This window comes from Streptomyces sp. NPDC048278 (genome assembly GCF_040652195.1).
Classification (GTDB): Bacteria; Actinomycetota; Actinomycetes; order Streptomycetales; family Streptomycetaceae; genus Streptomyces.
The window spans coordinates 1-21,655 of sequence record NZ_JBEZLP010000033.1; the positions used below are offsets into that span (position 1 = coordinate 1).

Consider the following 21,655-nt stretch of genomic DNA (forward strand, 5'->3'; position numbering starts at 1 on the left):
ATTCCGATCAGCCACGGGCCGAGGTCCGGGCGTAGGGCGATGAGCCAGGCCGCCAGTTCGTACAGGGCGGTGCCGAAGGGGCGCGGGGAACTGCGCGACCAGCCCCCGCGCACCCGCGCCATGACCACGGCCCGCTCAGAACAGGCTGAGCAGGGCCTCCGCGGGGTCGGTCAGGCCTGTCTCGCCGTCGGGGAGCGGGAGTTCGAACCACACCGTCTTGCCGCGCGGCGTCCGCCGTGAGCCCCACGCCGCGCTGAGGAGGCCGACCAGCTGGAGGCCACGGCCGCCCTCGTCGGTGTCCCGGGCGCGTCGGCGCCGCGGCTGGACCAGGCCGGAGTCCCAGACCTCGCAGACCAGGGTCCGGTCGAGAAGGAGGCGGAGCCTTATCTCGCCCTCGCCGTACCGCAGCGCGTTGGTGACGAGTTCGCTGACGAGGAGTTCCGTCGTGTCGACCAGCGGCTCCAGGTCCCAGGTGAGGAGCTGCCCGCGGGCGTACTCGCGGGCGCGGCCGACGCTGCGGGGCTCGCGTGGGAGCGTCCAGTCGCCGACGGAGTCGGCCGGCAGTCCCTGTACACGTGCCATCAGCAGCGCGATGTCGTCCTCGCCGTGGTGGGTGTCGAGGGTGTTGAGGACGTGGTCGCAGACGTCCTCCAGGGGCTGGGCGGGGTCCGTGAGCGCCCCCACGAAGGCCTGGAGGCCCTCGTCGAGGGGGTGGTCGCGGGATTCGACCAGGCCGTCGGTGTACAGCGCCAGCAACGCTCCCTCGGGGAGTTCGACCTCGACCTCCTCGAAGGGCTCGCCGCCGACGCCGAGCGGCATGCCGGGGGGCACGTCGAGCATCAGGGCGGCCTCGCCGGGTTCCACGAGGACGGGCGGCAGGTGGCCGGCGTTGGCGAAGGTGCAGCGCCTGGTGACGGAGTCGTAGACGGCGTACACGCACGTGGCGAGGTAGACCTCGGAGAGGTCGGCGTCGCGGGGCTGGCGGGCCGTACGGGTGGCCTGCTGGACCCCGCCGGGGGTGCCGAGGCCGCGGGCGATCTCGTCCAGCGCGGAGAGCACCTCGGCCGGTTCGAGGTCGAGCAGGGCCAGCGTGCGGACCGCGGTGCGGAGTTCGCCCATCGCGACCGCCGCGCGCAGACCCCGGCCCATCACGTCGCCCACCACCAGCGCCGTGCGGTGGCCGGGGAGTTCTATGACGTCGAACCAGTCGCCGCCGACCTCGGTGGCCGCGTTGCCGGGCAGGTAGCGACAGGCGATGTCCAGGCCGGAGGCCTCGGGGTCGCCGGGCGGCAGCAGGGACCGTTGCAGTATCAGCGCGCGTTCGTGCTCGCGCCGGTACAGGCGGGCGTTGTCGATGCAGACGGCGGCACGGGCGGCCAGCTCCACGGCGAGCTCCCGGTCGCGGTCGCCGAACGGCTCGCTGCCCTTGGTGCGGGCGAACTGGGCGAGGCCGACGACCGTGTCGTGGGCGACCATCGGCACGGCGAGGGTGGACTGGACGAGGCCGCCCTCCGCCGCCGGCACGTGCTGCGGGCGGGCCGTGCGCAGGGCGTCCGCGCACGGTGAGTTGAAGGGGTAGTGGTGGACCGCGCCGACGGCGACCGGGGCGCCGCCGCCCACGAAGGGGGCGTCGGAGACCGCGCTGGCGAAGGCGACCCGGCGCAGTTCGGCGCTGCCGTCGGCGAGTCCCGGCGGGGTCTCGTCGCCGGCCAGCAGCCCCTGGTAGAGGTCGACGGTGGCGAGGTCGCAGAAGCCGGGCACGACCACGTCGAGGAGTTCGCGGGCGGTGGTCTCCAGGTCGAGGGAGTTGCCGATGCGGGCGCCCGCCTCGTTGAGGAGGGCGAGATTCCGCCGGGCGGCGGCGGCCTCGCGGGCGGCGGCGCGGCGGGCGGTGATGTCCTGGCCGAGCCAGGCGATGCCGATGGGGCGGCCGGTGCCGCTGTGCACCCGGTAGAGGTTGATGGACCAGTGCCGGCGCTCCTCGGAGCCCGGCACGAACCCCGTGACGTGCATGTCGGTGATGGAGTTGCCGGTCTCCAGGACCCGGCGCATGGTGGCCGCGACCCGCTCGGCCTCGGAGCGCGGCAGGTAGTCGTGGACGCCCTTGCCGCGGTGGTCGTCGGGGGTGCCGCCGAAGATGGAGGAGAACCGCACGTTGGCGCGGCGGATCCGCAGGTCGGGGTCGATCAGCAGGAAGCCGAACGGAGATTGACCGAATATCGACTGCGAGGCCGCGAGGTCGGTCTCGATGCTGCGCAGGGTGCGGACGTCGACCACGATGCACACGGCCGCGTTCTCGCCCTCGGCGGTGCGGGTGGGCATGACGTAGACCTCGGCGAGGCCCTCCTCGCCGCGCTCGCCGTCCGCCGTGTCAGGCATCCGGAACGGGACCACGCCGGTCCACTCCCGCCCGTCCAGGATCTCGGCCATCTTCCGCTGGCCGCGCTCGCGCAGGTCCGGGTCGACGAACGCCTCGATGGGATCCATGCCGACGGCCCGCTCCGCGGGGATGCCGAAGATCTGCTCGGCGCGCAGGCTCCACTGGTCGACCAGGCCGCCGGCGCCGATGGAGAACGAGGCGACCTTGATGTAGTCGTAGATCGAGCCGGGTGGGCTGCTCTGCCACATGGCGTCGCCAGGGGCCGCGGCTGTCCCCGCGGTCCCCGCCCTCGCGCCGTCCGACGGGTCCTCGGACTCCGTGGCCTTAGCTGGTATCTCGCTCACGCGAACCGTCCCCTCCAGCTCACCGCGTCCGGCACCGGTCACCGGGTGCGGCTGCCCGCAGTATCCAGCACTACGGTGCCGCCTGACACGGTGTTCACGATCACAGCACGGTCCCGACGATTTCCGGACCGGACCGTGACAACACTTCCAGTCTTCTAACCAGGGAACACGCCGTCGAATCACGTACTCCGGCACGCGTTGATCGGCCACTCCTGAGGGTGGACGCCGTAGCACTGCGTGTACACCCCGTTCACCCCGTTCACCCGGGTACGGCCAGCTCGAACCAGACCGTCTTGCCGTTGTCCCCGGGGCGGGTACCCCAGCTGCGTGAGGAGCCCGCGACGAGCTGGAGGCCGCGCCCGCTCTCGTCGTCGGGGCTGGCGGTGCGCTCGCGCGGCGGGTCCGGGAGGGGGTCGGAGACCTCGACGCGCAGGGTGTCGCCGAGGCCCGGGGGGCGGAGGAGGCGGACGCCGATGGGGCCGGTGGCGTACCGCAGCGAGTTGGTGACCAACTCGCTGACCAGCAGGGCGGTGAGGTCGGCGAGGCCGTCCAGGCCCCAGCCGCGTAGTTGGTCTCGGACCGCGGTACGGGCGGTGCGCACGGCGCCCGGTTCCGCGGGAAAGGTCCACTCGACGGTGTCAGTGTCGATCACACCGATCACTTCCCAGTCGCTTCCCCTGGCTGCGAGCCCGGCACTGTCCGGTTTCGTGGGGTTAATGGGCACATACCCGATTACCGGGGGGCAGTACCGCGGGAGAGGGCGCGCTGTGGTGCGAACGGCTTACGCCGGGAGGGCCGTGCGCCTGTGAGTTCGGGGGGCGCGCAAGTCGGGCGACCGCGGGTGCGTCGTGGCTTGTCGCGCAGTTCCCCGCGCCCCTAGAGGGGGCGGGGCTTCGCCCCTGCCCCCTCTCCGCCCACCATCGCCGCAACCTCGCGCACCGCCAAAATGTCCTGGTCCAGCCAGTTCACGGTCCAGATCTCGGCCGGGGTGAGCCAGCGCAGTTCGTCGTGGTCCTGGAGGGGCTTGGGCTGGGGGGAGCCGGGGTGGAGGCGGGCGGTCCATACCTGGAGGACGTACGGGGAGCGCAGGGGCCACTCTCCCGGGACGCGGGTCAGGGGCTCCGCCTCGATGCCCAACTCCTCGTGGAGTTCACGGGCGAGGGCGTCCTCGGGGGTCTCGCCGGGCTCGACCTTGCCGCCGGGCAGCTCCCAGCGGCCGGCCAGCTCGGGCGGTGCGCTGCGGCGGGCCGCGAGGAGGCGGTCGCCGTCGAGGAGGGCTGCTCCGACCACCACGATCCGTTCGCTCATGGGCCGGAGCCTACGGGAGGGTCAGTTCCGGGTGGCCCCGTCCCCGTTGCTGTGGCCGATGCGCTCGACCCAGTAGAGCTGCTTGTGTCCGCGGTCGTCGAGACTGTCGGCGATCTTCTGCGCCTCGGCCCGGGTCGCGTACCGGCCGACGCGGTAGCGATTGCCGTTGTCGTCCTGCCGTATGACGAGCCAGGGGAGAGAGACCGTGCCTTCCGTCATCGCGCCCCTCCGCATCTCCCGGCTCCCGTCCATCCCCGCCCCGCTAAGGAAACCGCACTCCGCATATGCCCGAGCGTACGCCTAACCTTTACGCAGCGAATACGCCTTTTCACAAAGAGGTACGCAACCAGCCAGAACGGTGGGGGCGCACGACGACGAATGCGCCGTTCGCGCGCCCCGCGCTTCGGGTCGCGGGCACACCGAGGACGGCCGGGTCACCTGGGAGAACGGCTGGATTCCAGCGGCGGCCACCGGTCCGGACCCGGGTCGTGAAGGCGTCAACCATCGCAAGGGTGTGCGCTACTTCACGGAGAGGTGGTATTCCCGCCTACCTCACCGGCAGGTGGTAAGAGGCCCGGTAGCGGTCGGCCGGGATGACGACGTCCGCGGTCTCCACCGGGCGGCCGGAGGCGTAGTACGTCCGCTGGATCACCAGGACGACATGGCCGGGGACCCCGCCCAGGGTGAGCAACTCCTCGGCGAGGCCGGGACGGGCGCCGACCTCCTCGGTGACGTTGTCCACGACGACGTCGATGGCGCGCATCCGCTCGACCACGCCCATCCCGCCGAGCGGGCCCTCCTCGGGCAGCATCACGGGGGTGCGGCCGGTGACGGCGAGCGGCTCCCAGGAGGTGGAGAGCATCATCGGCTCGCCCGCGTCCCGGAACAGGTACCGGGTGCACATCACGCGGTCGCCCAGGTGGATGCCCAGCCGGTCGGCGATGGCGGCGCCCGCCCCGGCCTGCTCGCTGCTGGACTCCCAGGTGCCGCGCGCCGCCGCGTCGGACTGCTCCTGCCGGAACGGGGTGGCGCCGCCCGCCGGCCGGTACCCGGAGCGGGCCACCCGCCGGGGCACCGGCCGCTCGCGCACATAGGTCCCGGAGCCGGACCGGCCCTCGACAAGACCCTCGGCCATCAGCACCTTGCGGGCCTCCAGGGCGACCGTGTCCGAGACGCCGTACTCCTCGCGGATACGGGCTTGCGAGGGCAGCCGGGTGTGGGGCGGCAGCGAACCGTCGACGATCTTCTTGCGGAGATCACCCGCGACGCGCAGATACGCCGGCTGCTCACCGAAAGTCACTGGCCGCTCCCATCAGGTTGTACAGACAGCAACAGCGTGGCAACCGTGGGTTGAGCGGTGCAAGCAAAGGCCAGAGAATCACTCGATGTGATGACATGTGGTTCGGGGAGGCTTTACGCAGGCACTTTCTCCCCGTTATAGCCGCGATCACACCTCCATGCCGGAGCCACTTCCTCCGCTGCCGGCACCGGAGCCCCCGTCGTCGTACGAGGGCGGGGTGGTGGCGAGGCCCAGAGCCTTGCGGGCGGTGACGGTCCGCTTCGGGTCGAGGAGCGCCGAACCCTTGTCGTAGTGGGCGTAGTAGGCGTCCGCGTCGGTGGCCTTCGCGGCCTCGGCCCACTCCGTCCTCGCCCTGTCGAGGTCCGCGACCAGGTCGTTCACCGGCTTCTTTCCGTCCGGGCCCCAGTCGTGCGCGCGCAGCGTCGCGGTCTGCTTGCCGAGGGCCGTGGTCACCCGGTTCGCCCACTGCCGGTAGCCGGGCAGGTCGTCCTCGACGTACTCGGCCTCGGGGACGGTGTCGAGGGCGGTGTTGAGGACGTGCGCGGCGCGCAGGTAGGCGACCTGGTCGTTGTCCAGCACGCTCTCGTCGTTGCGCAGCGAGCCGGACAGGGTGCGGCCCTCGGTGCTGTTGCCGAAGACGCAGGCCACCTCCCGGTCGCCGTACCCCCAGCTGTCCGCGCTGGGCGTGAAGTAGTACACGTCGACGTCGCCGGGGATCGCCCAGCCGTCCATCGCGTAGCCGTCCTCCAGGGCGTAGCAGCGCCGGTCGGCGGAGTCGCCGACGCCGTCGTCGCCCGGGTAGTCCGAGCCCTTGAGCCGGTAGGTGGCGAACACCTCGCCGTCGTGGGCCTTCTCGCAGTCCACGACGTCGACGTCGGAGACCAGGTCGCCGGTGAGCGTGCCGTCGGCGGTGTCGAAGCAGTCGCCGGTGGACAGGGAGAGGCTGGAGCTGTCGTTCGCGCCCTCCTTGACGCCCTCCCAGAACTCCGCCGCCCCGCCGGTGGCCAGCACCAGCACCCACAGGGCCAGCCCGAGCGCGGAGAGCACCGACCCGATGACCGCCATCGCCTTGCCGCGCTCACCCCGCTTGCGGATCTGCCCCAGCCCGATCAGCCCCAGCACCAGCCCCACCCCCGGCAGGCAGCACAGCAGCCCGAGCACGAGGGAGGCGATGGCGAGGCCGTTGACGGGCGGCTGCGGGGGGTAGGGGCCGTAGCCCTGCCCCCAGGGCTGGTACGGCCCCGGGTACGGCGGCTGCTGCCCGTACGGCGGCTGCTGCTGCCCGTACGGCGGCTGCGGGTACTGCGGGTACTGCGGCGGGCCCGACTGGGGCGGCGGGTAGGGCCCTTGTGGCTGGTGGGGACCGGGGGGCGGAGGTATGGACACCGGTACCGTGCTCCTGAGGGGGCGTCGGGCCGCGCGGAAACGGACGGCTGAACTGACGTACGACTGCGCGCATCGTAAGCGCGCCGTGAACGGGGGCGGAATGAGGGTCGGGAAGGCCGCCTTCGACCGCCCCTTCGGCTTCCTCGCCCTGCACCGGCACTCCCGGCTCGTCCTCGCGGCGGGCTGGGTCACGGATCCCCTGCCCTTCCCCGAGTTCCCCTGGGAGGACGACGAATGAACGAGACCGTCAGCGCCGTCAACGCGCTCACCGCACGCTGGGCGCGGCAGACCAGACAGGGCACGGTCTTCTCGGCCGCCGGTGTCTGGCCGCTGCTGGCCTTCCTCGCCGACGGCGCCACCGGCCCGGCCCGGGACGAACTGGCCCGGGCCGTGGGCAGGCAAGCCGACCAAGCCGCCGCCGGTGCGCGGGAGTTACTCGACGGGCTCGACTCGATGCCGGGCGTCGGGTCGGCTCTGGGACTGTGGACCGACCGGGCGCTGGAGCTGCGCGAGCCGTGGGCGGCGGGGCTGCCGGCCGACACGCACGGGGTGCTCGGCGCCGATCCCGCGGCCTCCCGGGCGGCGCTGGACGCGTGGGCGGCGAAGCGCACCGAGGGGCTGGTCGAGCGGCTGCCGGTGCAGTTGGCCGAGGACGCCCGGCTGGTGCTGGCGACCGCGCTGGCGGTGCGCACGGACTGGCAGCACCCGTTCCGGGAGACGGTGCTGCGGCCCGGCTCCGGGCCCTGGCAGGGGCGGGACCTCGCCGGTCTGCACCGCAGCAGCGTCCGGCCCGACCGGATCGGGGTGACCGCCGGTCCGGACGGTCACGTCACCACGGTGAAGGTCCTCGGCGACAACGGCCTCGACGTGCACCTGGTGCTCGGCGCCGAGGGGATGGCCCCGGGGCAGGTGCTGCACACCGGCATCGGCGTCCTGGAGCGGGCCCTGCCGGTGACGACCGGCGGGCAGCTCCCCTACGGGCCGGCGGGGCCGGGCGTGGTCGTGGAACGGCAGCCGTCCGTCGCCCCGGACCCGATCCGGCTCGACGTGACCGTCCCCGCCTTCACCGTCCGGGCCGACCACGATCTGCTCCAGCTGCACGGGCTGTTCGGGCTCACCACGGCCGCGGACGCCCGCGAGGGGCACTTCCCCGGGATCAGTGCCGCGCCGCTGGCCATCGGGGCGGCCGGGCAGTCCGCGGTCGCGGAGTTCGGGCCGCTGGGCTTCCGGGCCGCGGCGGTCACGGCCGTGGTGGCGGCGCCGGGAGGCGGGGCGCCGCGGTACCCGTACGAGTCCACGGTGGTGCGGGCCGCCTTCGACCGGCCGTTCGGGTTCCTCGCCGTGCACCGGGAGAGCCGGCTGGTGCTGGCGGTGGGGTGGGTGACGGAGCCGGCGGTGGCCGGGTAGCCGGAGCGGCGCGCTGCGGTGTCGTTCGGCTGCGGCGCCGCGGGGGCTGATCGCGCAGTTCCCCGCGCCCCTTGAGAGGCGCTGCCGCTCGGCCTGCTCATGCGAAATCCGTAGCCCGTGTTCGCTTCTCCCAGGCGGTGATGTCGCCTCGTACGGAGTCCAGTTGGGTCAGTACGGCGGTCACCGCGTCGTTGCCCAGGGGGAGGTGCAAGGGGGTCTTCTCGGTGTCCAGGGCGGCCAGGATCAGGGCGGCGGCCTTGGCCGGGTCGCCGGGCTGGCTGCCGTCGCCGCTCTCGACGGCGGCGCGGGTCCCGGCGACCTTGGCGTACACCCCGGTGTCGGAACTGGCCCCGGCGCGGCTGCTCTCGAAGAGCGAGGTGCGGAAGGCGCCCGGCTCCACGATCAGCACCTTGATGCCGAACTCCGCCACCTCGTCGGCGAGCCCCTCGGACATGCCCTCCAGCGCGAACTTCGTGCCGCTGTAGGCGGAGAAGCCGGCGAAGGACATCTGCCCGCCCATGCTGCTCATCTGGACGATCACCCCCGAGCGCTGTGCGCGCAGGTGCGGCAGGACCGCCCGGACCAGCGCGGCCGGGCCGAAGACGTGCACCTCGAACAGGTCGCGCAGTTCGGCGTCGGTGGTCTCCTCGAAGGCGCCGACGTGGGTGCGGCCCGCGTTGTTGACGAGGACGTCGATCCGGCCGTGCCGGGCGATCACGTCCCGTACGGCGGGTTCGATCGACGCCGTGTCCGTGACGTCCAGGCGGACCGGGTCCACCCGGCCGGGGTGGGCGGCGGCCAGCTCCGCCAGTGCCTCGGGGCGCCGGGCCGCGCCGACGACCGTGTCGCCCGCGGCGAGCGCGGCCTCGGCGAGCGCCCGGCCGAAGCCGCTGCTCGCGCCGGTGATGAGCCAGACCCTGGTCATGTCCCGTCTCCCTGTCGCTCCCCGGTGCTCTCCGCTGCCGGTACAGCCGACCAGCCTCGCCCGTAGGGGAGTTCGCGTCCAATGGGTTTCCGGGGCGGGTTCACCTCACCGGCGTACGCCGGGCACAGCGGCAGCCGTACGGTGAACACCGTGCGGCCCGGTTCGCTGCCGGCCTCGGCGGATCCGCCGTGGGCGGCGGCGACGGCGGCGACGATGGCGAGGCCGAGGCCGCTGCTGCCGGTGGCCCGGGAGCGGGAGGCGTCGCCGCGGGCGAAGCGTTCGAAGACGCGGGGCAGCAGGTCGGGCGGGATGCCGGGGCCGTCGTCGGCGACGCGGATCAGCGCCTGGTCGTCGGCGGTCCGGACGGTGACGGTGACCTTGGTGCCGGGCGGGGTGTGGGTGCGGGCGTTGGCGAGGAGGTTGGCGACGACCTGGTGGAGGCGGTCCGGGTCGCCCTCGACCAGCACCAGGTTGCCGGGCATGAGGAACTCCCAGCGGTGGCCGGGTCCCGCCGCGCGGGCGTCGGCCACGGCCTCGGCGAGCAGCGGGCCGAGCCCGACCTCCTCGCGGGCCAGCGGACGCCCGGTGTCCAGGCGGGCGAGGAGCAGCAGGTCCTCGACGAGGGTGCGCATCCGGCCGATGCCGGACTCCATGCGGCCCAGCGCGTACGCGGCCTGCGGGGCGGCCGGCTCCGGGGCGCGGCGCACCAGCTGGAGGTGGCCGGCGACGGAGGCGAGCGGGGTGCGCAGTTCGTGGCCGGCGTCGGCGAGGAAGTCCCGCATGCGCAGTTCGGTGGCGTAGCGGTCGGCGAGGGCGTTCTCGACATGGCCGAGCAGCCGGTTGACGGCTTCGGCGAGCCGGCCGGTCTCGGTGCCGTGGTCGGTCTCCGGGACGCGTTCCAGGGCGCGGACCGCGCCGTGTCCGAGGGGTTCTCGGGAGATCCGGGTGGCGGTGGCGGCGACGCGCCGCAGCGGCCGTAGCTGACGGCCGATCACGGTGGCCCCGATCAGCGCGGCCACGAGCAGGGCGGCGGCAGCGCTGGCCGACTCGACGGCCAGCAGGCGGCCGAGCATCCGGTCCACCGGCCGCACCGACACGGCGGTGACGATGGTGATCTCGGTGTTCCGGGTGTCGGCGCGCACGGCCTTGACCCGGTAGGTGCCGCGGCCGGGCAGGTCCAGGGTGTGGCGGTGGCCGTCGGCCTCGACGCCGGCGAGGATCCGGCGCTGGCCGGCGGTCGGGGCGGCCAGTCTCCCGGTGCCGTCCACGACCGCCGCGTGGCGGACGGTGGCCGTGGCGTGCCGGCCGGCCACGGAGACGCCGATGGTGCCGGCCGGGACGCCGAACGCCCTGAGGTAGGGCAGCCCCGCGGTCGGGGCGCCGATCTGGCCGCGGGCGGCCGAGGAGTGCTCGGCGAGAGCGTCGAGGCGCTGGTCCAGGCCGGTCATCAGGTAGGTGCGCAGGGCCACTCCGGAGATCGCGATGATCACGACGGAGAGCGCGGCCAGCAGCAGACTGCTGGAGAGGATCATCCGGGAGCGCAGACTGCGCGGCCGGTGCGGGCGGCGCGGGCGGCGTCTCATCGCTTCGCCGCGGCGGGCTTCATCAGGTAGCCGACGCCGCGCACGGTGTGGATGAGGACGGGACGGCCGCGTTCGATCTTGCGGCGCAGGTAGCTGACGTAGCTCTCGACGATGCTCAGGTGCCGGTCGGCCTCCTCCGCCCAGACGTTGTGGAGGAGTTCCGCCCGGCCGAGGACCCGGCCGGTGTGCCGCATCAGGTAGCGCAGCAGCTCGAACTCCCGGGCGGTGAGCCGGACCGGGGTGCCGGCCCGGTGCACCTGCCGGGTCTCCTCGTCGAGGGTCAGGTCGTCGACGACGAGCAGCGAGGCGTCCGGCCGCAACGCGTCGCAGCGGCGCAGCAGGGCGCGCAGCCGGACCACGACCTCGTCGAGGTCGAACGGCTTGGGCACGTAGTCGTCGGCGCCCGCGCACAGGCCGGCGACCCGGTCCTCGACGCTCTCCCGGGCGGTGAGGAACAGCACGGGCAGGTCCGGCCGCCAGGCCCGGAGGCGCCGTAGCACCTCCAGGCCCTCCAGGTCGGGCAGCCCGCGGTCCAGGACGACCGCGTCGGGCCGGAAGCCGCGGGCCGCCCGCAGGGCCGTCGTGCCGTCCGGCGCCGGCTCGGTCCGCCAGCCCTCGGCCCGCAACACCGTCACCAGCAGGTCGGTGAGGTCCTTCTCGTCGTCCACGACCAGGATCCGTGGGGTACCGGTGGATAACTTCATGGCCGGTGACCGTCCACCGCCGGGCCGTGAGGCGCGTGGGTGCGGGCTGTGAAAGAGCTGTCGGGTCCTGTTGTTCAGGCGCCTGCCGTGATCCGCAGCCTGATCGTGCGGGCTTCGGGGCGCAGCGCGAACTCCGGCCACACGTCCGGTCCACAGGCGCGGGAGCCGAGGCCGTGCTGGGCCGCGTCGACGATGAGGTGGCTGGTGGCGGACTCCGGGAGTTCGTAGGGGTGGGCGGCCCGGTCGATCTGCTGCGGGGTGTGCCGGGCGAGGGTGAAGCCGGGGCGCCGCCCGCGGGTGTCGGGGAGGGCCGCGAGGCGCAGTACCTCGGTGTCGCCGCTGGTCAGCGTGAGCGTGCGCAGCTGCGAGCGGTGGCCGGTCTCCTGGGGGCGGGCGTAGTCGACGGACAGGTCCCGGACGGTGGCCGAGAACCGGCCGGTGCGGGCCGCGCGGAGGCTGTCGGGGTAGGACTCCAGCGGGCCGAGGCCGAACCACTCGGCGCCGTCCACGGGGGCCGTGCCGTCGGGCAGTTCGAAGCGGATCCCGATCCGCGGCCACACCGTCGCCCAGCCGCTCGAGGGCTCGATCTCGACGCGCAGTTCCAGTTCGCCGTCCTCGACCGACCAGACCGACTCGACGGTCACCCACAGTGCGGAGTCGGCGGCCGAGACCCGGTCCACGGTGCGCAGGGCGTCGGTGGTCTGCTCCACGCCGATCCGGCGGGTGGTGAGGCGGTCGAGGCCGTCGCGGCGCCACAGTTCGGCGCTGGACACCCCGGCCTCGCTGGCGTCGCTGCCCTCCAGCCGGTCGGCGGTGCCCTCGTCGTTGTCGGTCGGGGCGCGGAACAGTTCCAGCCGCGGCCCGGTCACGGCCCGCCCGGCGAGCCGGGTGAGGGTGCCGCCGGTGAACTCGGCGATGCCGAGCGTGCGGGTCCCCTCGCCGGGCCGCCAGCCGGACCGGGGCCGGGCGGCGGGCACCGGCCGCCGTGCCGAGCGGTCCAGCTGGGCGGTGGCGACCTGGTGCCCGGCGGGGGCCCAGGCCGTGTCCGTCGCCAGCACCGCCTCGACGGTCAGCCAGGTCTCGGCGTCGGCGGCCACCGCGATCGCGGGCAGCGGCACCCGCCCCGTCTCGCCCGCCGCGAGCAGCGGGGTCTCCAGCTCCCCCGCCTCGACGGGGATGCCGTCGAACTCCGCGCGCCAGCGGAACCGCAGGTCGGAGGTGTCGGCCGAGTGCCGCAGGTTGGTGATGGCGAGTTCGTCGCCGTCGAAGGCGAACCGGACCGGCTGGACGACCGCCTTGAACTCGTGGAGGCCGGGCGTCGGCACGTCGTCGCTGAGCACCATGCCGTCCATCACGAAGTTCCCGTCGTGCACGACCTCGCCGAAGTCGCCGCCGTAGGCGTAGTACGGCGTTCCGTCGGGGGCGGTGGCCAGGATGCCGTGGTCGCGCCACTCCCAGACGAAGCCGCCGTGCAGCCGCGGGTGGCGGTGGACCAGTTCCTCGTACTGGTCGAGGGCGCCCGGCCCGTTGCCCATCGCGTGGGCGTACTCGCAGAGCAGGAACGGCTTGGTGCGCTGCCGGGCGCCCTGGGCGGGGGTGCAGCCCAGCAGCGGGTAGGCGGAGCCGTCGGTGCCGATCTGCTCGGTCTCGGGCACGGTCGAGTACATCCGGGAGTAGACGTCGGTGTAGTCGCCGGTGTAGTCGCCCTCGTAGTGGACGGGGCGCTCGGGGTCGCGGGCGTGCACCCAGGCGGACATGGCGGCGAGGTTGGACCCGGTACCGGCCTCGTTGCCGAGGGACCAGATCACGACACCGGGGTGGTTCTTGTCGCGTTCGACGGTGCGCTCGATGCGGTCCAGGCAGGCGGCGCGCCAGGCCGGGTCGTCGGTCGGGTTGCCGGTCCAGCCGACCTTGTCGAAGCCGTGGGTCTCCAGGTCGCACTCCAGGACGACCCAGAAGCCGAGTTCGTCGGCGAGGTCGAGCAGCCGGGGGTGCGGCGGGTAGTGGCTGGTGCGGATGGCGTTCACGTTGAACCGCTTCATCCGGGCCAGGTCGGCGCGGGCGTGCGCCTCGTCGAAGACCCGGCCGCGCTCGGGGTGGGCCTCGTGCCGGTTCATGCCGTGGAAGACGACCCTGCGGCCGTTGACCAGGAACTGGTCGCCGCGGATCTCGACCGTGCGGAAGCCGATGCGCAGGGCGATGCTCTCGGCGGCCGAGGACACGGTCGCGTCGTACAGCCGCGGCAGCTCGGCCGACCACGGCTCCACCTCCGGGACGTCGACGGGCGCCACGTCGGCCGGCGTCGCCCAGACCCGCTCCACGCCCAGTTCGGGAATGCGCAGGGTGACCGGGAACGCGGAGGCCTCCGCGGTGACCTCCGGCTCGACCCGGCCGCGCCCGTCGTCGTACCCGGTGCGCAGCCAGACGTCCTCGATGCCACCGGCCGGGCGGGCGAGCAGGGTGACGTCCCGGAAGATGCCCGGCAGCCACCACTGGTCCTGGTCCTCCAGGTAGCTGGCCGCCGACCACTGGTGCACGCGGACGGCGACGACGTTGTCCCCGGGGCGCACGGCGGAGGTGACGTCGAACTCGTGGGCGAGCCGGCTGCCGCTCGCGGTGCCGATCCCGACGCCGTTCACCCACACCTTGAACAGCGACTCGACGCCGTCGAAGCGCAGGACGACCCGCTCGGCGTCCGTCCATCCGGCGGGCAGGTCGAAGTGGCGGCGGTAGTCGCCGGTGGGGTTCTCGTCCGGGACGTGCGGCGGGTCGATCGGGAACGGGAACTGCACGTTCGTGTACGCCGGCCGGCCATGGGCGCCGTCGCCCTCCAGTACCCAGTGCGCGGGCACCGGGATGCTGTCCCACCCCCGGTCGTCGAAGTCCTCGGCGGCGAAGTCCGACGCCACCGCCGCCGTCGGCGACAGCCGGAACCGCCAGTCGCCGTTCAGCGACAGGGCCGGTGCGTCCGAGTGCAGCCACGACCGGGCCGGACGCAGGGCACCGTGCCAGGGGGTGGGGTCGGATACGTAGGCGGTGAGGTCAGAGGTCAAGGCGTCACAACTTTCTTGAAGACGGGGGGATGGCAGCGCCCCGTCAGGGGCGCGGGGAACTGCGCGACCAGCCGCAACGGCGCCGCAGCCGACAGACGGCGGACGTGACATCGCGGCCCTACCGACGGAGGACGACCGTGCGGATCTCCCACGGCCCGAGGTCGAGTTCGAGCCCGTCCCGGACCGGCTCGGGGGCGAGCGGCCGGCCGAGCAGGTCGACGGTGGTCGCCTCGGTGAACGCGCCGGTCACGCGGACGGTCGTCGCGGTGTCCCGCATCGCGGCCAGCCGGAGCTCGGTGCCGGGTCCGTGCTCGGGGTCGGTGATCCGGCGGATGCTCGACACGTGGACGTCCCGGCCGTCGACCTGCACGCCGGACGCGTCCGGGGGCAGCGGGCCGCCGCCGGGCGCGGTGCCCCGGGTGACCAGGGCGTCGCCCCGGAACTCCTCGGCGAGGGCGACCGCGTCGGCGCCCTGCCAGCCGGATGCCCAGGGCAGCACGGCGAACCGGTTCTCGATGCGCATGCCCAGGTCCTGGGCGCCGGGTGCCGGGATCTCGCTCGCGGCGGGTTCGTCGCGCAGGGGGTGGATGTTGACGCTGATGGAGCCGATGGCGCGGAGCAGGGTGAGGGCGAGTGCGGAGCCGTCGTCGACGAGTTCGTACTCGGCGGAGTGGTCGAGCAGGACGGTGGCCGGGCCCGCCGCCACGAAGGTGCTCGCCGGGAAAGTCGGCAGGGGGTACTCGCCCCAGCCGCCCTCGGCGGTCAGGCCGCGCTCGGTGACCGCGAACTGCCCGGCCGACGCCGAGGCGGTGACGGGCAGCGGCAGCGGGACGTGCAGGCGCAGCCGGTGGTCGGCGGACCGGTTCAGGAACGACGTGGAGATCCGGACGAAGGGTTCGCCCGCGCGGACCTCCACCAGCATGTCCACGGGGGTCGGGACGGTGCGCCCGCCGCGCCGGTCGCGGTCGCCGTCGGCGAGCGCCTCCGGCCAGTCGTAGACGCGGGTGACGCGCAACCGGGCCCGCAGCGGGCCGCTTTCGAGGAGTTCGGCCGCGACACGGGCCGGCTCGGAGACGAGCACGTCGTGGGCCGGCGGGGCGTAGTTGTAGCTGTCGCCGCGGTCGCCGCCGTCCACCAGGCGGCCGACGCCCGACAGCACGGTGCCGTCGACGCCGGTCACGTCCAGGGTGCCGTCGGCGGCGACGGCGACCTCGACCAGGCCGTTGGAGAGGGTGTCCGCCGTCGCCGTCGCACCCTGCATCGCTCGGGCGGCGGGCAGCTCGCCCGGACCGACCCGGAAGGCGGCGAGTCCGGTGGCCGGGACGGGTACGGCCACCAGCGCGGTGGCCCGGGCCTGGGCGAGGGTCCGTACCCGCCACTCCCCCGGATGCGCCACGGCCGCGGCGGCGACCTCGCCGCGCAGGGTCATCAGGTCGAAGGGGCCCTCCGGGACCTCGGCGAGGTGGAAGACCAGGGAGTTCGGGGTGAGTTCGTACCCGTTGATCAGGAGGCCGAACAGTTCGCGGCGGTGGATGCGGCGCAGCACGCGCTCCAGTTGGGAGGCGTCGAGCCGCTCGTCGCTGAGGACGGTGGGGGCCTGGGCGACCTGCTGTACGGGGTGCGCGGTGCCGTCGGCGGTGGTCGCGACCAGCGTGCTCCCGTCCGGGGCGGCCACCACGTCGACCTCGACCAGTGCGGTGCGGGGCGCCGGCAGCGGGTTGGCGACCAGGTAGGCGTCGCCCGGCACCCCGGCGGCGGGCTCGGCGAGGGCCGCGTCCCGGACCGCGCGGGCGGTCTGCGCGGCCTCGGCGAGGCGGGCCGCGACCTGGTCGCAGGTCTCGTCGGTGCCGGAGCCGACCACGGAGTCGTGCGCGGTGGACTCGATGATCTTGTGCCAGGCGAGGGCGAGGAAGGCGGAGTCGTCGCGGCCGGACCACAGGGCGTTCATCCGCTCGGCGTGGTCGACCGTCCGCTCGGCGGTGGCCATCCGCTGCTTGAGCCCGAGCCGCACGGACAGCACGCCGGGGAGGATGTTGCCCCGTACGTGGCTGCGCAGCTCACCGGTGACGACGGCCGTCACCTCGTCCCGTACGTGCCCCCGGATGTACTCGTCGAGGGTGGCGACGGTGATCGGCCGTTCCTCGCCCGAGGCCCTGCGCAGCCAGTCCGCGAGCCGCGGGTCGGGCGCGTTGTGGTCGGTGCCGGCCATGGCGAGCACCGGGTCGCCGCCCCACCGCCCGGCCGTCATCTCGGCGTACTCGCCGAGCGCGCGGCGGATCCGGTCCGGTACCAGCAGGACGTCGAGACCGTTGTCGTACCCGTCGAAGAGGAACTCGGTGCGCACCTCGGAGCCGTCGGGTGCGCGCCAGCGGAAGGCGTGGCCGTCGACCGTGCCGGGCACCCCGCGCCACAGCGCGGCGTGTTCGAGGCCGGCGCGGGCCAGGATCTGCGGCATCTGCGCGATGTGGCCGAACATGTCGGGCAGGTAGCCGACCGGCATCGCGCCGCCGAGCCGCTCGGCCGCCGCCCACCCCATCTGGAGGTTGCGGACGATGGTCTCGCCGGAGCAGAGGAACTCGTCGAGCAGGATCAGCCACGGCCCGACGGCCAGCCGGCCCTCGCGGACCAGGGCGGCGACCCGCTCGCGGTTCTCGGGCCGCATCTCCAGGTAGTCCTCGACGGCGGCCATCTGCCCGTCGACGGTGAACCGGAAGTCCGGGTCGGCCTCGGCCGTCTCCAGCACGGTGTCCAGGGCGGTGACGAGCCGGTGCCGGAACACCTGGAACGGCTCGTACCACTCCCGGTCCCAGTGGAAGTGGGGCACGAAGACAGCCGGGTTGGGCATGGTGGGGAGCACCTTCCGCGCGTGGGGGGTCACTTGAGGGAACCGGCGGCCAGGCCGGTGCGCCAGAACCGCTGGAGGAGGATGAAGACGACGATCACCGGCAGGATCGACACCAGCGAGCCGGTGATGATCGACTCCTGGAGCAGCGGGGCACGGGCGGTCTGGCCGTTCCACTCGTACAGGCCGAGGGTGATCGGGAAGAGGGACTCCTTCTGAAGCATCACCATCGGCAGGAAGAAGTTGTTCCAGATGGCCACGAACTGGAACAGGAAGATGGTCACCAGGGCCGGTGTCATCAGCCGGAAGCCCACCGAGAAGAAGATCCGGAACTCGCCCGCCCCGTCCAGCCGCGCCGACTCGATCAGCTCCTGCGGCACCGAGGCGTTGGCGAAGATCCGGGCGAGGTACACGCCGAACGGGCTGACGATGCTGGGCAGGAACACCGCGAGGTAGGTGTTGACCAGGCCGGTCGCCGAGAACAGCAGGAACAGCGGCAGGGCGAGCGCGGTGGTGGGCACCAGGACGCCGCCGAGGATGACGGAGAACAGGAACTCCCGGCCGCGGAAGGTGAACTTGGCGAGGGCGTAGCCGCACAGCGCGGAGATCAGGGTGCCCACGGCCGCGCCCAGCACCGCGTAGAGGACGGTGTTGAGGGCCCAGCGGCCGAAGACGCCGTCGCTGCGGGTGAACAGGGTGTGCAGGTTGTCGAACAGGTTGAAGTGCGAGAACGCCAGCCCGTTGGTGGCGGCGAGGTCGCCCTGCGGCTTGGTCGACGCGACGACCAGGAAGTACACCGGCAGCAGGAAGTAGACGGCCAGGAGCACCATCAGCCCCATGGCGGCCGTGCGGCTGACCCGGCTCTCGCGCTGCGTGCTCGTGTTGCTCACAGTCCGGCCTTCTTCGAGGTCAGTCGCATGAACCCGAAGCTCAAGACGAAGGTGATGACGGCAATGACCACCGAGATGGCCGCGGCCTGCTGGTAGTTGTTCCCGGAGGCCACCGTGTAGGCGAGCATGTTCGGCGTGAACGTGCTGGAGATGTTCGAGGAGATCTGCCGCAGCACGGCCGGCTCGGCGTACAGCTGGAGCGTGCCGATGATCGAGAAGACGGTGGTCAGCACGATCGACGGGGCGATGATCGGCACCTTGACCCGCCAGGCGATCGTCCAGTTGGAGGCGCCGTCGAGCTTCGCGGCCTCGTAGAGCTCCTGCGGGATCGACTGGAGCGCCGAGAACATGATCAGCATGTTGTAGCCGGTCCACAGCCAGGTGGAGACGTTCGCGGCCGACCAGAGCACGGCGCCCGGACCGAGGAAGTCGGGGTGCAGCCCGATGCCGTTCAGCAGGTCGACGACCGGGCTGAGCTGGGGCGAGTACAGGTACGACCACATGATCGCGGCGATCACGCCGGGTACCGCGTACGGCATGAACGCGACGGTGCGGAAGAACCCCTTGCCCTTCAGCAGGGGCGTGTCCAGGAGCAGCGCGATGACCAGGGCCACGAACAGCATGACCGGCACCTGCACGACGCCGAACAGCCCGATGCGGCCGATGCTGGACCAGAACTCGGTGTTCCGGAGGACCTGCGTGTACTGCTCGAAGCCGCCGAAGGTCGTGTACGAGGTGCCGTACTGGCCGCCGGAGCGGCGCACGACACGGAAGCTCTGCCAGAGGGCGTAGCCGACCGGCACCAGGTAGAACAGCAGGAACGGCAGGAAGAACGGGGTCACGAAGGCGGCGACGGTGGCCGCCCGGGGGCCGCCGCCGTTCGGGCGACGGCGGCCTCCGGGCGTGGTTCGCACGCCGGCCGAGCGGGTTGCGAGGTCGGTCATCGAACGGTCACTTGCCCGCCGTCGCCGGGATCGCCTGGTCCTTCATCGACGTCAGCGCGGCGGCCTGGGCGGTCGCGAGCGCGTCGGTGAGGGTGCCGTCGCCGGCCGCGGCCTTGGCCAGGGCGTCCTGGAGGGCCAGGTTCACGGTCTTCTGCGTGGGGCCCCAGGCGAAGCTGGTGTCGATCTTCTTCGAGGCGTCGGCGAAGACGTCGAAGACCTTCTCGTTGCCGTAGTACGGCACGCCCTGCTTCAGCGCGGGCAGGTCCAGGCCGGCGGTGGCCGCCGGGTAGAGGCCGCCGAGCTTGTTCTCCAGCGCGAGGGCGTCCGGGTCGGTGTTCAGCCAGGTGTTGAACTCGACCGACTCGTAGAGGTGCTTGCCGCCCTTCATGAACGCGACGGTCGAGCCGCCCCAGTCACCGGAGGAGCCGTTCGCGCCCCACGTCGGCATCGGGACGATCGACCACTTCCCGGCCTGCTTGGGCAGGTTGTCGCGGAACATGCTGTAGCCCCAGGCGGCGCCGACGTAGGTGGCGAGCTGGTCCTTCTGGTACGCCGCGTACATCTGGGTCGAGCCGTGGGCGAGGTCGGTGCGCACGACCTTCTCGGAGATCAGCTTCTGCCAGTAGTCCGCGACCTGCTTGCTCTGCGCCGAGTCGACGGAGACCTGCCACTTGTCGCCGGAGTAGCCGTACATCTTCGCGTCGTTCTGCCAGAGGAGCCCGTTGAACCACTCGGCGTTGTTCGGGTCGAAGAACGTCATGTCGAGGTCCGGGTCCGCCTTGTGCAGCTTCTCGGCGGCCGTCGCGTACTCGTCCCAGGTCGTGGGGACGACAACGTTGTACTTCTTGAAGAGGTCACTGCGGACGTAGAGCGCCATCGGGCCGGTGTCCTGCGGGATCGCGAAGACGCCGGTGCCGCCGAAGCTGGTCTGCGACCAGGTCCACGGCACGAACTTCGCCTTGGCCGCGGTGGCCGCCTTGCAGGCGGAGGCGTCCACGAAGGCGCTCTGGGTGCGCAGGTTGGGCAGTTCGTCGTAGCCGACCTGGGCGAGGTCGGGGGCCTTGTCCGCCTTGAGGGCGTTGCCGAGGGTGCCGTACTGGTCGTTGGAGATGTTCTTCGTCTCGACCTGGATGTCCGGGTGCTGCTTGTTCCACAGGTCGACGACCTTGTCCATGCCCGGAACGGTGTTCCAGTACTGGAGGGTCACCTTGCCCTTCGCGGGCTCGCAGGAGGACGCGGACGCGTTGTCCGCCGAACCGGACGAGGAACACCCGGCGAGTACGACGATGCCTGCGGTCGCGGCTGCGGCGGCGAGGCGGGTGCGCGTGGCTGTGCTTCTCATGTCTTCCGTTCCAGAGAACGCCTGGCGACGGGGACCAGGCGGGTCGACGTTGACACCTGGAGGCGGATGCCTTCTGGTTGGAATTGGGTTCCGTGAGCGGTACCGTGAGCGCTCACGGGAGCGGTAACGGGAAGTGATTGGGAGTGTGGGCTTCCGACCGCCGGAGTGTCAAGGTTTCTGTGCACCGGGGCATACTCGGTGTCCCTGCGGCGCTGGCGCGCCTGCAGTTAGGCGGAGGTGAGAGATGGCGTCGTCGGGGACCGGACCCCGCAGGGTCACGATCGACGATGTGGCCCAGGCCGCGGGCGTGTCCCGGCAGACCGTGTCACGTGCGCTCAACGACAAGGGCGAGATCGGCGTCTCCACCAAGCAGCGTGTTCTCGACACCGCCCTGGCGCTCGGCTACCGGCCGAGCCGGTTCGCCCGGGGGCTGGTCCGGCAGGACACCATAAGTGTCGGCCTCGTCATCCCCGACCTGCTCAACCCGTTCTTCACCGAGGTCGCCGCGGCGGCCCTGGAGGCGGCCCGGGACCGGGGCTGGCACGTCGTCGTGTACGACACCGGCGACCGGACCGACGAGGAGCGGGGCACGCTGGAGGTGATCGCCTCCCAGGTCGACGCCGTCGTGGGCTATCTCAGCCTGCCCGAGGACGAGATCGACAGGCTGACCCGGGGGCTCCCCGTGGTGCTCATCGACCGCGAGCACCGCACCCAGCGGTTCAGCTCGATCCGGATCGACGGCGAGAGCGGCGTGCACGCGGCGATCAGCCACCTGACCGCGGCGGGACACCGGCACATCGGCATGCTCGAACACGCCGAACGGTCCGAACCGAGCATCCGGCACAGGTGGTTCGACGCCGCGATGTCCGCGTGCGGGCTGGACTCCGGCGCCGTGGCCCGCGCCGACCAGAGCGCCGAGGGCGGGGAGAGCGCGCTCCAGGAACTCCTCGCCGCGCACCCGGAGCTGACCGCCGTCTTCACCTTCAACGACATCATCGCGGTAGGTGCGCTGCGCGCCGCGCGCCGGCTCGGTCTCCAGGTCCCCCGGGACCTGGCCGTGGTCGGCTTCGACGGCCTGCAACTGGGCACGCTCGTCGACCCCCCGCTGACCACGGTCGCCCTGGACACCCGCCGCCTCGGCGCCCTCGCGGTCGAACAGGCGGCCCGCCTGCTGACCGACCGCGACCCGCTGCCGGCCGAGCAGCTGAAGGTGGGGGCGGAGTTGCGGGTGCGGGAGTCGGCGTAGG

Annotated in this window: 17 protein-coding genes; 3 read left to right on the plus strand and 14 right to left on the minus strand. The window is 72.7% G+C overall.

Features of this window, described 5'->3' with window-relative positions; all coding sequences use genetic code 11:
• Positions 1-135 precede the first annotated feature (135 nt).
• The 6 genes from AB0D74_RS38985 to AB0D74_RS39010 all read right to left on the minus strand — a co-directional run bounded on the left by AB0D74_RS38985 (position 136) and on the right by AB0D74_RS39010 (position 6,718).
• A complete protein-coding gene (locus AB0D74_RS38985; RefSeq protein ID WP_362597782.1) occupies positions 136-2,724 on the minus strand; it encodes a SpoIIE family protein phosphatase in 2,589 nt (862 codons plus the stop codon).
• Between the two features lie 259 nt (positions 2,725-2,983).
• The gene (locus AB0D74_RS38990) at positions 2,984-3,448 is read right to left on the minus strand and encodes an ATP-binding protein (protein WP_362597785.1); all 465 of its coding nucleotides are present in this window, start codon (positions 3,446-3,448) and stop codon (positions 2,984-2,986) included.
• A gap of 152 nt (positions 3,449-3,600) precedes the next feature.
• Positions 3,601-4,032 (minus strand): (deoxy)nucleoside triphosphate pyrophosphohydrolase, encoded by a 432-nt coding sequence (locus tag AB0D74_RS38995; protein WP_362597788.1) that lies wholly within the window; start codon positions 4,030-4,032, stop codon positions 3,601-3,603.
• Between the two features lie 21 nt (positions 4,033-4,053).
• Positions 4,054-4,251, minus strand: coding sequence for an SPOR domain-containing protein (locus tag AB0D74_RS39000; protein ID WP_352365188.1), 198 nt, complete (start codon positions 4,249-4,251; stop codon positions 4,054-4,056).
• Positions 4,252-4,579: 328 nt separating this feature from the next.
• Entirely contained in the window at positions 4,580-5,332 is a 753-nt protein-coding gene (locus AB0D74_RS39005) for a GntR family transcriptional regulator (protein ID WP_362597792.1), read from the minus strand.
• Between the two features lie 147 nt (positions 5,333-5,479).
• Positions 5,480-6,718, minus strand: a complete 1,239-nt coding sequence (locus tag AB0D74_RS39010; protein ID WP_362597795.1) for a DUF4190 domain-containing protein — start codon at positions 6,716-6,718, stop codon at positions 5,480-5,482.
• Between the two features lie 100 nt (positions 6,719-6,818).
• Between AB0D74_RS39010 and AB0D74_RS39015 the strand changes: the two genes are divergently transcribed.
• Entirely contained in the window at positions 6,819-6,956 is a 138-nt protein-coding gene (locus AB0D74_RS39015) for a hypothetical protein (RefSeq protein WP_362597798.1), read from the plus strand.
• Positions 6,953-8,125, plus strand: a complete 1,173-nt coding sequence (locus tag AB0D74_RS39020) for a serpin family protein (protein WP_362597801.1) — start codon at positions 6,953-6,955, stop codon at positions 8,123-8,125. Before AB0D74_RS39015 ends, AB0D74_RS39020 begins: the two co-directional genes overlap by 4 nt.
• A gap of 97 nt (positions 8,126-8,222) precedes the next feature.
• On the opposite strand, the gene AB0D74_RS39025 is transcribed toward AB0D74_RS39020, so the two are convergent.
• From AB0D74_RS39025 to AB0D74_RS39060, 8 genes are all read right to left on the minus strand, one after another.
• A complete protein-coding gene (locus AB0D74_RS39025) occupies positions 8,223-9,050 on the minus strand; it encodes an oxidoreductase (protein WP_362597804.1) in 828 nt (275 codons plus the stop codon).
• The gene (locus AB0D74_RS39030) at positions 9,047-10,633 is read right to left on the minus strand and encodes a HAMP domain-containing sensor histidine kinase (protein ID WP_362597807.1); all 1,587 of its coding nucleotides are present in this window, start codon (positions 10,631-10,633) and stop codon (positions 9,047-9,049) included. Before AB0D74_RS39030 ends, AB0D74_RS39025 begins: the two co-directional genes overlap by 4 nt.
• Positions 10,630-11,337, minus strand: coding sequence for a response regulator transcription factor (locus AB0D74_RS39035; protein ID WP_362597810.1), 708 nt, complete (start codon positions 11,335-11,337; stop codon positions 10,630-10,632). The genes AB0D74_RS39030 and AB0D74_RS39035 overlap by 4 nt, the downstream gene beginning before the upstream one ends.
• Positions 11,338-11,411: 74 nt before the next feature.
• Positions 11,412-14,390: a glycoside hydrolase family 2 TIM barrel-domain containing protein gene (locus tag AB0D74_RS39040; RefSeq protein ID WP_362597813.1), complete on the minus strand. Its 2,979-nt coding sequence runs from the start codon at positions 14,388-14,390 to the stop codon at positions 11,412-11,414.
• A 118-nt stretch (positions 14,391-14,508) separates the two neighbouring features.
• On the minus strand, positions 14,509-17,235 hold the full coding sequence (locus AB0D74_RS39045; RefSeq protein WP_362597816.1) for an alpha-mannosidase: 2,727 nt from the start codon (positions 17,233-17,235) through the stop codon (positions 14,509-14,511).
• A 29-nt stretch (positions 17,236-17,264) separates the two neighbouring features.
• On the minus strand, positions 17,265-18,071 hold the full coding sequence (locus AB0D74_RS39050; RefSeq protein ID WP_362598067.1) for a carbohydrate ABC transporter permease: 807 nt from the start codon (positions 18,069-18,071) through the stop codon (positions 17,265-17,267).
• Between the two features lie 47 nt (positions 18,072-18,118).
• On the minus strand, positions 18,119-19,066 hold the full coding sequence (locus AB0D74_RS39055) for a sugar ABC transporter permease (RefSeq protein ID WP_362597819.1): 948 nt from the start codon (positions 19,064-19,066) through the stop codon (positions 18,119-18,121).
• Positions 19,067-19,073: 7 nt separating this feature from the next.
• On the minus strand, positions 19,074-20,408 hold the full coding sequence (locus AB0D74_RS39060) for an ABC transporter substrate-binding protein (protein WP_362597822.1): 1,335 nt from the start codon (positions 20,406-20,408) through the stop codon (positions 19,074-19,076).
• A gap of 244 nt (positions 20,409-20,652) precedes the next feature.
• On the opposite strand from AB0D74_RS39060, the gene AB0D74_RS39065 reads away from it, so the two are divergent.
• The gene (locus AB0D74_RS39065) at positions 20,653-21,654 is read left to right on the plus strand and encodes a LacI family DNA-binding transcriptional regulator (protein WP_362597825.1); all 1,002 of its coding nucleotides are present in this window, start codon (positions 20,653-20,655) and stop codon (positions 21,652-21,654) included.
• The last annotated feature ends 1 nt before the right edge of the window (position 21,655 follow it).